Source organism: Stagnimonas aquatica (assembly GCF_003730135.1).
Lineage (GTDB): Bacteria > Pseudomonadota > Gammaproteobacteria > Nevskiales > Nevskiaceae > Stagnimonas > Stagnimonas aquatica.
The window spans coordinates 1-11,482 of sequence record NZ_RJVO01000012.1 but is presented as its reverse complement, the minus strand read 5'-3'; the positions used below and the strand labels follow the sequence as shown (position 1 = coordinate 11,482).

Genomic DNA, 11,482 nt, shown 5'->3' with positions numbered 1-11,482 from the left:
GCGCCCGAACTCGGCGCCCTATAGGCGCCTCAAACAGGCGGGCGCTTCCATACCCCCCGACCACTGCGCTTCTCGGCGCTACGAAGGGGACCGGAACATCTACAGCACGGCGGTCTTCGCCCGCCGCCACATCAAAAGCAACAGCAGGCGCTTGCTTCGCTTGCGCGAGGTTGGCGGAGCCAACGAGCCGGAGTGCTTTTGATGTGGCGGGTGATGTAGCTGTTGACGTTCCCTCCCCCTTCGTAGCGCCGAGAAGCGCAGGACCAAAGGGGGATAACAGCGAGCGCATGTCTGAGGCGCCTATAGGGCGCCGAGTTCGCGAGCGGCCCCTTTGGGCCGAGCATCGCAGGGAACCCCCGAAGGGGGCGCTACGCAGGGGTGTGCTTTCTTTTGCTTACTTTTCTTTGCACAAGCAAAGAAAAGTGAGTCGCCAATAGGCGAAAAAAAGACAGCAAACAGCACACCGTCAAAAGAGCGCGAACGCGCGAACTGCCAGGCAAGGCAAGGCAAGGCAATAGCCAAGCGCAACTCAGCGTTTCCGCAACTCCCGCCTCAAATCCAAGCCCGCCGCCCGCAATCCCGCCAAGGTCTCCCGATCCGCCGGCTCCATCCCGTCATACCGCGCCTGCTGATACCGGCGGGCCAACTCCGCAACCACCGCCGCCAGCTCCGGCCGCTGCGCCGCCACCCGCGCCGCGAACGCGGTCGCGCCTTCGGCCGGGCGCTGCTCCAGCCCGGCACGGGCTAGCGGCCGCAGCGCCCGCCGCCAGGCCCGCAGCGCCGGGTCGCTTGGCCTCAGCGGCATGGCCCGGCGCAAGGCCAGGGCGCCGAACAAGCTCAGCGCCAAGGCCAGACCGATGGTCAGGCTCAGCATCAGGTCGCGCCAGCCGCTCAGGCCGAAGCGGCTCAGCAACTGTTCCTGCAACTCCGGGCCATAGGCCAGCACCCAGCGGTTCCACTGCGCATTGGCGTAGTCCCAACTGTCCTGCAGACGCACCCAGGCATCGGCACCGCCACGGCGCAGGCCCAGCGGCAGGGATTCATCAAGCGACAGCGCCGAGGCCAGGTTCTGCTCGATGCGGTTGGGCGCCACGGCGGCGGTGGGATCGACGCGCTGCCAGCCTGTGCCGGCCAGCCAGACCTCGGACCAGGCATGGGCGTCGGACTGCCGCACCAGGTAGTAGCCGCCGACGCCGTTGCGCTCGCCGCCCTGGTAGCCGGTGACCACCCGCGCCGGGATGCCGGCGGCGCGCATCAGGGTGGTGAAGGCGCTGGCGTAGTGCTCGCAGAAGCCGCGCCGGGTGTTGAACAGGAAGTCGTCCACCGGGTCCTGGCCCAGCAGCGGCGGTTTCAGGGTGTAGAAGAAATCCTGCTCGCGGAACATCCGCAGCGCGGCTTCGACGATGGCGGCGTCGTCCAGGCCCTGCGCACGCCACTGCGCGGCAAGCGCCTGGGCGCGTGGATTGCGCTGCGGCGGCAGGCGGGTGGCGTAGCGGCGGGCGCGCTCGGACAACTCCGGTTGCAGGCGGAAGTCGAGGTAGGAGCGCATGCGGTAGAGCTGGCGCTCGCGCACCGCGTTGCGTGCCAGCAGGCGGCCATCCTGGGTGAGCCGGGCGCCGGCCGGCAGACTGCTAACATCGGGCATCTCCAGCGCCAAGAGCCAGAGCGCGCGGTGTGGCTCCAGCACCACCTCGTAGGCCAGCGGCTCGCCGCCCACCTCCAGTTGCAGCGGCTCCTGGCTGAGCGCGCCCAGGCCCTCGCTCCATTCGCGGCCGTCAAAGTCCCAGAACACCGGACCGCGCCAGTAGCGCTCGCGCGGCTCCGGCACCCGGCCCTCGAAGCGCACCCGGAAGGCCAGTTCGTCGTTGAGGATCAGGCTGGCGATGTCGCCCGGCGACATGCGGTCGGACAGGCCGCTGCGCTCGGCGCCGGCGTCCGAGGGCAGGCCCCACAGCGGGCCGGGCACGCGCGGGAACAGCACGAACATCAGCAGCATCAGCGGCACCGATTGCAGCACCAGGCTGCCGCCACGGCGCAGGGTCAGGCGCAGCGGCAGCGGCTCGCCGGCGTGGTTGGCCTCGATCAGGATCGCGGTCACCGACACCGCAGCGGCGAACAGATACAGGACGGTCCAGATTTCCTGCGAGAACAGGAAGTGGGTGACGCAGAGGAAGTACATCAGGAACACCGTGACCATCACGTCACGGCGCTGGTCCATCTCGGTGAGCTTGAGCGCGGCCATCACCACCAGCAGGGCGACGCCCGCGTGCTGGCCGTTGATGCGGCCGTAGCTCCAGTAGACGCCGGCAAAGGCGGCCAGAGTCAGCGCCCCGCGCACCAGCTTGCCGGGCATGCGCCAGCGTCGCCGGGCAGCGAGGGCGCGCCAGGCCAGTACCGCCAGAATCGCCACCGTCTCACCCCAGGGCAGCCGCGCGAAATGCGGGGCCAGCACCAGCAGCATCACCGCCAGCAGGCGCAGCAGGCTGGTGCTGTGCAGATAGGTGCGGGCGGTGGTGGCGGGCAGGGCGGCCATGACTCAAGTGGCCTGGAACAAGGCCAGCGCCCGCAGGCAGTGCTCGCGCTGGCTGGCTCCGAGACCGGCGTCGATGGCGAGACCGGGCAGACGCAGGGCATAGGGCTCGCGCGCCTGCTCGGCCTCCAGCACCCAGCGGCAGAGCTGCGAGAGTCGCGCCTCGACGCCGAGGTCGCTCAGCAGTTGGTAGTCCAGCACCCGCTCGCGCGACACGCTCTCGCCGAAGCGCTTCACCTGCGGCAGCTCCAGCTTGGCGAAGCTCTTCCAGTGGATGCTGCGCGGCATGTCGCCCGGCGCGTAGCCGCGCAGGCCGACGAACTCGTCCACGCCCGGCCGCTCGCTGGCGGCAAAGCCGTAGTCGCCGCCGGCCTGCGGCGGCTGGCGTCCGGCCGGGGCGGGCGCCGGATAGACCAGGGCATTCATGTCCAGCTCGATCCAGGTCCAGGCATGCAGGAGGCCCAGCGGAAACTCGGTGGCAACCGCGAAGCGCGGCGCCGGCAGCCAGCCGCGTCGCACCGCCGGCAAGGGCAGCAGAACGCTGGCGCTGCCGCCGGCGGGCACATCGACGGTCGCCGCCGGCTCCTGGTCCGGCCAGCCCAGCATCAGGGTGTAGCGGGCGCTGGCGGTCGGGTTTTCCACCCGCACCTCGAACTGCGCCAGCTCGCCGGCGAACACCGGCGTCACCCGCCCGGCGTGCAGGCGGATGTTGAGCAGGTTGCCGTGGGTGTGGTGCATGCCCAGGAGGCCCAGACCGGCGAGCAGGAAGGTGAGCGCGAAGGCCATGCTGTTGGTGTAGTTCATCGCGCCCAGCAGCATCACCAGCAGCAGGATGCCGTAGCCGTAACCGAAGCGGGTGGGGACGATGTAGACGCGGTGGCGCGGCACGCTCACCGGCCCCGGCTGGCGCTGCACGCGCGCCGCCACCCAGGTGTTGATCCGCCGACGCAGGCTGCGCAAGGGGTGGAACAGCACCATCGCCAGCCGTGCCAGAAAGGGATCGCGGCCGTCGCGGTTGTAGGCCTCGGGCGGGATGCTGAGCTGGGGCCGCAGGCGCATGGCGGCGGTCGGCTCCTAGGGAATCGCCACGGCGTCGAGGATGGCTTCGGGCGTCGGCGCGCCGCGCTCGCGCTCGGTGGCCAGCAGGCGATGGCCGGCCACCGCCGGAAACACCGCCTGCACGTCTTCCGGGATCACGCTGCCGCGGCCGTCGAGCAGCGCCCAGGCCTGCGCGGCGCGACGCAGGGCCAGGCCAGCGCGCGGCGACAGGCCCTGCTTGAGCGCCGGGTGATTGCGGCTGTACTCGATCAGCGCCAGCAGGTAATCGACCAGCGCCGGCGAAGTCAGCACCTGGCCGACCTGGGCTTGCAGTCCCAGCAGGCGCTCCGGGTCGAGCACCGGCTCCACCTGCATCAGCAGACTGCGGCGGTCCTGTTCCAGCAGCAGGGCGCGCTCGGCTTCGCGCGGCGGAAAGCCCATCGACAGGCGCATCAGGAAGCGGTCGAGCTGCGATTCCGGCAGCGGGAACACGCCGATCTGGTCGGCCGGATTCTGGGTGGCGAGCACAAAGAACGGTTCAGGCAGGCCTCGGGTCGCACCCTCGACGCTCACCTGCCGCTCCTCCATCGCTTCCAGCAGCGCCGACTGGGTCTTGGGGCTGGCGCGGTTGACCTCGTCGGCCAGCACCACCTGCGAAAAGATCGGGCCGGGGTGAAAGCGGAAATGCCCGTGCTCGCGCTCGAACACCGAGACGCCGAGGATGTCGGCCGGCAAGAGGTCGGAGGTGAACTGCACGCGCTGGAAGGCGAGTCCGAGCACCCTGGAGAGCGCCAGCGCCAGGGTGGTCTTGCCGACGCCGGGCACGTCCTCGATCAGCAGATGGCCGCGCGCCAGCAGGCAGGCCAGGGCCAGGCGCAACTGGCGGTCCTTGCCGAGGACGATGCGGCCCAGGGCGTCCAGCACCGCTTGCAGTTCGGAGTTCATGCGCGGACGCGTTCTTTTAGGACTTGATGCGGGCGAGGCGCTCGCCCAGGCGCAGCGGCTGGCGGGATTGCAGCGCTTCCCAGTTCAGCTTCTTGGGCATCAGCAGGATCACCGTCGAACCCATGTTGAAGCGGCCCATCTCCTCGCCCTTCTGGAACTCGATGGGACGCATCGGCGCGTAGAACGCCGGTGCCGGTTCGCGCACATGCGGCGGACTCACCTCGCCAGCCCAGGTGGTCTCCATCGAGCCAACGAACAAGGCGCCGACCATCACCAACGCCATCGGCCCGAACTCGGTGTCGAACATCGCCACCAGCCGCTCGTTGCGGGCGAACACGCCGGGCAGCGCGCGGGCGGTGGCGTGGTTCACCGAGAACAGCCGCCCGGGCACATAGGCCCACTCGCGCAGCTTGCCGGCCACCGGCATGTGGATGCGGTGGTAGTTGTAGGGCGCGAGGTAAATGGTGATGAACTGGCCGCCCGCGAACTCCGCCGCCCAGTCGGCACGGCCGGCGAGCAGGGTTTCGGCGGAGTAGTTGTGGCCCTTGGCCTGGATCAGCTCGGCTCCCGGTCCGGTGCTGCGGCCGAGCAGGTCGCCAAACTGCGACACCGCGCCGTCCACCGGGCTGACGAAGGCCTCCGGCGCCGCGTCGATGCGCCGGGCCCCGGACTGCAGGGCGCGGGTGAAGAAGGCGTTGAAGTGCTCGAACTGCTCGACATCGCGGATCTGGGCCTCGTCGAGGCGAATGTCGAAGCCGCGCATGAAGATGCGGATGAAGGCGTTCTTGAACCAGGGCGTGCGGATGCGGGTAAGCGCATGCATGCCGCTGGACAGTGCCCGGGTGGGCAGCACTTGCTGGATGGCGGCGAACAGACGGTCGCCGATGCTGGCATCGCTGTTCGCCATTAGCCGTTTCCCAGGATGGTCTTGAGGTCCGCGCTCAGGCTGTCCGCCTTGAGCGGCGCGGTGAAGAAGCCGGCCAGTTGACCCTGCGGGTTTACCAGCATCAGCGCGGTGGAGTGGTCCATGGTGTAGCTGTCCGGCGTCGCGCCCGGCACCTTGGCGTAGACGAAGCTCATGCCGCGCGCCAGCTTCTCCAACTCGGCGTCGGGTGCGGTGGCGGCGAGAAACGTGGGGTCGAAGAACTGCACATAGCTCTTCAAGCGCTCCGGCGTGTCGCGCGCCGGGTCCACCGACAGGAACAGCACCTGCAGCTTCGCCGCCTCGGGGCCGAGCTTGGCCTTCACGGCCTTCAGCAGCGTCAGCGTGCCGGGGCAGATGTCCGGGCAGTAGGTGAAACCGGCGAAGACCAGGGTCCAGTGGCCGTTGAGGCGGGCGTTGTCGAACAGCTGGCCGTCCTGGTCGGTGAGGCTGAAGGCGGGCAGGGCGCGCGGGGTTTGCAGCAGAGTGCCGGAGGCAATGGTGATGCTCTTAGGTTGGAGCAGCATCGCGCCGACGGCCAGGCCCAGCGCGGCGGCGACCGCTGCGATGAGCCCGAACAGAATGTTTCGGGGCATGAAATAGGGAGCTGAGTTGGGGTGGGCCCGCCCGGCGAGGAGCGGATAGCGGTGATAATACGGGAATGCTCTCGACCATCTCCGCCGCCGCCGGTTCCCCGCCGCCGGAACTCCACACCGTCCGCGACTACGTGCGTTGGGGCGCCTCCGCCTTTGCCCGTGCCGGCCTGGTCTATGGCCACGGCACCGACAACGCCCTCGACGAAGCCTTTCACCTGGTGCTCTGGGCGCTGAAGCTGCCGGCCGATCTGCCGACCGTGTATCTGGAAGCGGCGCTCACCGCCGAGGAGAAAAGCCGTGTGTACGCGCTGTTGCGCGAGCGCATCGACAGCCGCCGTCCGGCCGCCTACCTGATCGGCGAGATCCAGTTCTGCGGCCTGCCGTTCACCGTCGATGAGCGCGTGCTGATTCCGCGCTCGCCGATCGGCGAGATGATCGGCCAGGGCTTCCAGCCCTGGCTGACGGTGGAGCCGCAACGCATCCTCGACCTCTGCGCCGGCTCCGGCTGCATCGGCATTGCCTGCGCCCAGGCTTTCCCGGAGGCCGAAGTCGATCTCGGCGAGCTTTCCGAGGGCGCGCTGGAGGTCTGCGAGATCAACATCCTGCGCCACCACTGCGGCGGCCAGGTACGGGCGATCAAATCCGACCTGTTCGCCGCTTTTAAGGGCCGGCGCTACGAACTGATCGTCAGCAATCCGCCCTACGTGCCGGAGATCGAGGTCGACAACCTCGGCCCCGAGTTCCAACACGAGCCGCGCATGGCGCTGGCCGCCGGCATCGACGGCATGGACATCGTCGAGCGCATCCTCAACGAGGCTGCCGAACACCTGAGCGAGGGTGGCCTGCTGGTCTGCGAGATCGGCGGTTCGCAGGAGGAATTCAACGCCCGCTTCCCCGACATCCCGGTCGCCTGGCCGGAGTTCGAGCGCGGCGGCGATGGAGTGTTCGTCATCGGCAAGGCCGATCTGGAAGATTGGCTGCAAGGGAACTGAGCGCATGTCCGGCAATACTTTCGGCAAGAGCTTCACCGTCACCACTTTCGGCGAGAGCCACGGCCCGGCGCTGGGCTGCATCGTCGATGGCTGCCCGCCAGGGCTGCCGCTGAGCGAGGCCGACATCCAGCCCGATCTCGACCGCCGCAAGCCCGGCACCAGCAAGTTCGTCACCCAGCGCAAGGAGGAGGACAAGGTCCGCATCCTTTCCGGGGTGTTCGAGGGCCTGACCACCGGCACGCCGATTGCGCTGCTGATCGAGAACAGCGACCAGCGCAGCTACGACTACGACAAGATCAAGCAGGTGTTCCGGCCCAATCACGCCGACTACGCCTACATCCAGAAGTACGGCATCCGCGACCATCGCGGCGGCGGCCGCAGCTCGGCGCGCGAGACTGCGGCGCGGGTGGCGGCGGGTGCCATCGCCAAGAAGTGGCTCAAGGTCCGCTACGGCGTCGAGATTCGCGGCTGCCTGGAGCAGATGGGGCCGATCAAGGTGGCGCGCAGCGACTGGTCGGTGGTGAACGGCAACCCCTTCTTCGCCGCCGATCCCGCCAAGCTTCCGGCGCTGGAAGCGCACATCGAGATGCTGCGCAGCGCCAAGGACTCCTGTGGTGCCTTGCTCTATGTTGAAGCCGCCGGCGTGCCGCCGGGCTGGGGCGAGCCGGTGTTCGACCGTCTGGACGCCGACATCGCCCGCGCCCTCATGGGCATCAACGCGGTGAAGGCGGTGGAGATCGGCGACGGCTTCGGCGTGGTCGATCAGCGCGGCAGCGAGCACCGCGACGAGTTGTCGCCGCAGGGATTTCTTTCCAACCATTCCGGCGGCATCAGCGGCGGCATCTCCACCGGCCAGACCGTCTACGCGCGCCTCGCCATCAAGCCGACTTCCTCGATCCAGATTCCGGGCAAGACCATCGACCAGGATGGCCAGGCCACCGAGATGATCACCACCGGCCGCCACGACCCCTGCGTGGGCCTGCGCGCCACGCCCATCGCCGAAGCGATGCTGGCGCTGGTGCTGATCGACCACGCCCTGCGCCAGCGCGCGCAGAACGGCGATGTGGTGCCCGCGACGCCACGGATTCCCGGCGAGCCGCGCTAGATGAGCCGCATCTCCGGCGTAGGCGTCGCCTACGCCTGTGGCGCCGGCGCGCTCTGGGGCTTCTCCTTCATCGGGCCGCTGCTGGCGACCGATGCATCGCCCGCACTGGTCGCGGCCGGTCGCTACGTCGCCTACGGCATTGCCGCGCTGGTGTTGCTAGCGGCGAGCGGTCGGCTGAGACAAGCAGGCAGCGCCTGGCGCGATGCCCTGGTGCTGAGTCTGCTCGGCAATCTGCTCTACTTCGTCTGCCTCTCGGCCTCGCTGCAAAAGGCCGGCGTGGTGCTACCCACTCTCATCATCGGCATGCTGCCGGTGACCATCCCGCTGGCGGCCTGTCTGCTGGAACGGCGGCGGCCCAACGCCTACCAACTCGCCGGCTTCGCGCTGACCATCGCCGGCACCAGCCTGGCGCATCCGCAGGTCGGCAACTACGTGGCGCCAGATGTCGCCGGCGGCGTGCTGCTGGCGGTGCTGGCGCTGAGCCTGTGGACCGCCTTCGCGCTCGCCAACGCGCGCCTGTTCCGCCATCACGCCGCGCTCGACGGCCAGACCTGGTCGGCGATGCAGGGCGCGGCGGCGCTGCCGTTCGCGCTGGCGCTGGGCGCGGTGAGCGGGCAGGGTCTGTTCGAGGAGCTGGACTGGCCGCGCTTTCTCGCCGTGAGCCTGCTGATGGGCCTGTTCGGCTCGCTGCTCGCCAACAGCCTCTGGAACGCCGCCAGCCGCCATCTGCCGGCAGCGCAACTGGGGCCGATGATCGTCGCCGAAACCCTGGCCGGGCTGCTCTACGGCCGCCTCTGGAGCGGCGTGCCCTGGCCGCTGGAAACCTGGATCGGCGCGGCGCTGCTGGTGGCCGGCGTGCTGCTGGCGGTGCGCGTGCCCCGATCTGCCCCCGCGCCGCTCGGCGCCTGATCTGAATCCGCGAGTCACCACATGGCCCTGAAAGCCACCATCTGCAAAGCCGAGCTGAACATTGCCGACATGGACCGTGGCTATTACGCGGACCACAGCCTGACGCTGGCCCAGCACCCATCGGAAACCGACGAGCGCCTGATGCTGCGCCTGCTCGCCTATGCGCTCTACGCGCACGAGCACCTGGCCTTCACCAAGGGCTTGAGCGACCCCGACGAACCCGATGTCTGGCAGAAGGACCTGACCGGCGCCATCGAGCTGTGGATCGACCTCGGCCAGCCCGACGAGAAGCGCATCCTCAAGGCCTGCGGTCGATCAGGGCAGGTGGTGGTGCTCTGCTACGGCAACGCCGCCGGCCCCTGGTGGGAGGGCATCGCGCCCAAGCTGGAGCGCACCCGCAACCTCAGCGTGCGGCGCTTCCAGACCATCGGCGACACGGCGCTGGCGGCCTTCGTACAGCGGTCCATGAGCCTGCAATGCACCATCCAGGACGGCCAGCTCTGGCTCTCCGACGGCAGCCGTAGTGCGCAGGTGGATTGCCTGACCCTCAAGTAGCTTAGGGACTCCTTCCCCCGCTGGAGGGGGAAGGCTGGGATGGGGGCGTTGGGCCTTAGCGTCAGCCTCGGTGGGCAAACCGCCCCCACCCTGACCCTCCCCCGCAAGCGGGGGAGGGAAATAGCTCTTTCAGCCTTCCAGCTTGCCGAGAAAATCCATCTTGCCGATCTCAACGCCGTTGTGGCGCAGGATGTTGTAGCCGGTGGCGGCGTGGAAATAGACGTTGGGCAGCACGAAGTTGAACAGGTAGTCCTGCCCCTTGAACTTCACCGGTCCGCTGCGCATCGGCAGCACGATCTCCTTGCTTTCGCTGCCCTCGAAGGCCTTGGGGTCCAGGCCGCGCAGGAACTCGATGGTCTTGTCCAGGCGCGCCACCAGTTCATCGAAGCTGGTCTCGTTGTCCTCGTACTTGGGCACCTCGGCGCCGGCCAGACGCGCGCCGCCGCCCTTGGCCATGTCGCTGGCGATCTGCACCTGCTTGGTCAACGGCAGCATGTCGGGGAACAGACGGAAGCCGGTGAGCACCAGCGGGTCCAGCTTCTTTGCCTCGGCGTAGACCTTGGCCTTTTCCAGCACGTTGATGTAGTTGCTCAGCACGCGCACTAGCACGGGCACGGAAGCCTGGTACATGGAAAGCGACATGGGATGCTCCTTGGATTGCGGATTGCGGATTGCGGATTGCGGATTGCGGATTGCGGCTCAAGCCGCGCTGAGGCTGAAGCCGGCGCGCGGTGCGTGCACGCGCAGGTCGCCGGCGCGGGAGTCCTGGCGTTGCAGCACCACTTCGTAGGCCGAAGCATGCAGCAGCAGACCCTCGACCGGCTCGCAGCCGTAGTCGCTGGCGCGTAGCAGCACCCGCTCGCCAATCTTCAGGCCGTTGGGCTCCTGCAACGGGCCGTCGAAGTCGAGCCAGCTCTCGGCACCGCGCGCTGTTTCGAGCGCCGTCTCGGCGTCGATCGTGCTGGGGTAGCCATGCCCGAGCGCGCGCATGCGCTGCTCCCAGGCCATGAGATTGCGCAGCGGCGCCAGCAAGGGCGCGACACCCGGGTTGTCGCGCACGAACCAGATCGGATGCCAGCAGACGAAGTCGGCGAGTGTCGGCGCCTCGCCGAGCAGGAAATCCCTCCCGGCCAGTTGCGCGTTGAGCGCGTTGGCGGCGGGCAGGAACTGGGTCTTGTACAGCTCCGGGCTCGGCCGTCTGGCGCTGCCGCCAGTGAACAGTTCCTGGCGGTCGCGCGAGAAGGCCTGCATCTGCTCCGCGCCCAGCCGGGCGATCATGGCCTTGAGCCCCTCGGGCTGGAACACCGTCGCGACCGCGCCGTAGAACAGCGTCTGCTCGTAGCCGGCGTAAGCGAGACAGCTCATCCGATGCGCCTCCGGGATCAGCGCCGGACTCGGGTAGAGGCGTTCCAGCACCCGCACCATCAGGCTGGTATCGAGGATCACGTCGCGGCCGACTTGCAGCACTGGCGTCTTGCGGTAGCCGCCGGTGAGCGCGGCCAGATCGGGCTTGGGCGCCATCATCGGAATGTCCACCGAGCGCCAGGCCAGGCCCTTGTAGCCGAGGATCGCGCGGATCTTTTCGGAGTAGGGGGACATGGGGTAGTGGTGCAGGATCAGGTCGCGCATTGGGCGGGTAGGGCGGGGTTCGGGGTGCGCAGGATACGCTGGTGCCGGGCGGGCTGGATGCGCTTGATCTGGCCTGGCCTTGTCTTGCCTTGTCTGGCGATTCGCGCGTTCGCGCTCTGCTGGCGGTGCAGGGCTTGGTAGCTTTTTTTCGCCTATTGGCGACTCACTTTTCTTTGCTTGTGCAAAGAAAAGTAAGGCGGATTCTAAGATCAAGTGCAACGCTTCCTGAGACTGGAGGTGAAGCATGGGGAAGGCGTACCA

General features: G+C 68.4%; 12 protein-coding genes. 5 read left to right on the top strand and 7 right to left on the bottom strand.

Going from position 1 to position 11,482, the window contains the following annotated elements:
* A partial coding sequence (locus tag ED208_RS17655; RefSeq protein ID WP_233575104.1) for a hypothetical protein occupies positions 1 to 202 on the top strand: 202 nt, incomplete at its 5' end.
* Positions 203 to 529: 327 nt separating this feature from the next.
* Here ED208_RS17655 and ED208_RS16890 read toward each other — a convergent pair.
* The 5 genes from ED208_RS16890 to ED208_RS16870 are packed head-to-tail and all read right to left on the bottom strand — an operon-like array spanning position 530 to position 6,031.
* On the bottom strand, positions 530 to 2,533 hold the full coding sequence (locus ED208_RS16890; RefSeq protein WP_123213102.1) for a transglutaminase TgpA family protein: 2,004 nt from the start codon (positions 2,531 to 2,533) through the stop codon (positions 530 to 532).
* 3 nt (positions 2,534 to 2,536) lie between these two features.
* Complete coding sequence (locus tag ED208_RS16885) at positions 2,537 to 3,589, bottom strand: DUF58 domain-containing protein (protein WP_123213101.1); 1,053 nt, start codon at positions 3,587 to 3,589, stop codon at positions 2,537 to 2,539.
* A 15-nt stretch (positions 3,590 to 3,604) separates the two neighbouring features.
* A complete protein-coding gene (locus ED208_RS16880; protein ID WP_123213100.1) occupies positions 3,605 to 4,513 on the bottom strand; it encodes an AAA family ATPase in 909 nt (302 codons plus the stop codon).
* 16 nt (positions 4,514 to 4,529) lie between these two features.
* A complete protein-coding gene (gene asd, locus ED208_RS16875; RefSeq protein WP_123213104.1) occupies positions 4,530 to 5,399 on the bottom strand; it encodes an archaetidylserine decarboxylase in 870 nt (289 codons plus the stop codon).
* A gap of 20 nt (positions 5,400 to 5,419) precedes the next feature.
* The gene (locus ED208_RS16870; protein WP_123213099.1) at positions 5,420 to 6,031 is read right to left on the bottom strand and encodes an SCO family protein; all 612 of its coding nucleotides are present in this window, start codon (positions 6,029 to 6,031) and stop codon (positions 5,420 to 5,422) included.
* 65 nt (positions 6,032 to 6,096) lie between these two features.
* On the opposite strand from ED208_RS16870, the gene prmB reads away from it, so the two are divergent.
* Genes prmB through ED208_RS16850 form a run of 4 tightly spaced genes read left to right on the top strand, consistent with a single transcriptional unit; the run spans position 6,097 to position 9,592 of the window.
* The gene (gene prmB / locus ED208_RS16865; protein WP_123213098.1) at positions 6,097 to 7,023 is read left to right on the top strand and encodes a 50S ribosomal protein L3 N(5)-glutamine methyltransferase; all 927 of its coding nucleotides are present in this window, start codon (positions 6,097 to 6,099) and stop codon (positions 7,021 to 7,023) included.
* 4 nt (positions 7,024 to 7,027) lie between these two features.
* On the top strand, positions 7,028 to 8,128 hold the full coding sequence (gene aroC, locus ED208_RS16860; RefSeq protein ID WP_123213097.1) for a chorismate synthase: 1,101 nt from the start codon (positions 7,028 to 7,030) through the stop codon (positions 8,126 to 8,128).
* On the top strand, positions 8,129 to 9,037 hold the full coding sequence (locus ED208_RS16855; RefSeq protein WP_123213096.1) for a DMT family transporter: 909 nt from the start codon (positions 8,129 to 8,131) through the stop codon (positions 9,035 to 9,037).
* 21 nt (positions 9,038 to 9,058) lie between these two features.
* Positions 9,059 to 9,592, top strand: a complete 534-nt coding sequence (locus ED208_RS16850) for a YaeQ family protein (RefSeq protein WP_123213095.1) — start codon at positions 9,059 to 9,061, stop codon at positions 9,590 to 9,592.
* A gap of 129 nt (positions 9,593 to 9,721) precedes the next feature.
* Here the strand turns inward: ED208_RS16850 and ED208_RS16845 are convergent, their stop codons facing one another.
* Both ED208_RS16845 and ED208_RS16840 read right to left on the bottom strand, forming a co-directional pair.
* Positions 9,722 to 10,234: a DUF1993 domain-containing protein gene (locus ED208_RS16845; protein ID WP_123213094.1), complete on the bottom strand. Its 513-nt coding sequence runs from the start codon at positions 10,232 to 10,234 to the stop codon at positions 9,722 to 9,724.
* 57 nt (positions 10,235 to 10,291) lie between these two features.
* On the bottom strand, positions 10,292 to 11,221 hold the full coding sequence (locus tag ED208_RS16840; RefSeq protein ID WP_158608605.1) for a glutathione S-transferase family protein: 930 nt from the start codon (positions 11,219 to 11,221) through the stop codon (positions 10,292 to 10,294).
* Positions 11,222 to 11,482 lie beyond the last annotated feature (261 nt).

Bases quoted from the DNA above. Each gene is read 5' to 3' on its own strand.
- ED208_RS16890 (WP_123213102.1), bottom strand. From the start codon at position 2,533: ATGGCCGCCCTGCCCGCCACCACCGCCCGCACCTATCTGCACAGCACC.
- ED208_RS16885 (WP_123213101.1), bottom strand. From the start codon at position 3,589: ATGCGCCTGCGGCCCCAGCTCAGCATCCCGCCCGAGGCCTACAACCGC.
- ED208_RS16880 (WP_123213100.1), bottom strand. From the start codon at position 4,513: ATGAACTCCGAACTGCAAGCGGTGCTGGACGCCCTGGGCCGCATCGTC.
- ED208_RS16870 (WP_123213099.1), bottom strand. From the start codon at position 6,031: ATGCCCCGAAACATTCTGTTCGGGCTCATCGCAGCGGTCGCCGCCGCG.
- prmB (WP_123213098.1), top strand. From the start codon at position 6,097: ATGCTCTCGACCATCTCCGCCGCCGCCGGTTCCCCGCCGCCGGAACTC.
- aroC (WP_123213097.1), top strand. From the start codon at position 7,028: ATGTCCGGCAATACTTTCGGCAAGAGCTTCACCGTCACCACTTTCGGC.
- ED208_RS16855 (WP_123213096.1), top strand. From the start codon at position 8,129: ATGAGCCGCATCTCCGGCGTAGGCGTCGCCTACGCCTGTGGCGCCGGC.
- ED208_RS16850 (WP_123213095.1), top strand. From the start codon at position 9,059: ATGGCCCTGAAAGCCACCATCTGCAAAGCCGAGCTGAACATTGCCGAC.
- ED208_RS16845 (WP_123213094.1), bottom strand. From the start codon at position 10,234: ATGTCGCTTTCCATGTACCAGGCTTCCGTGCCCGTGCTAGTGCGCGTG.
- ED208_RS16840 (WP_158608605.1), bottom strand. From the start codon at position 11,221: ATGCGCGACCTGATCCTGCACCACTACCCCATGTCCCCCTACTCCGAA.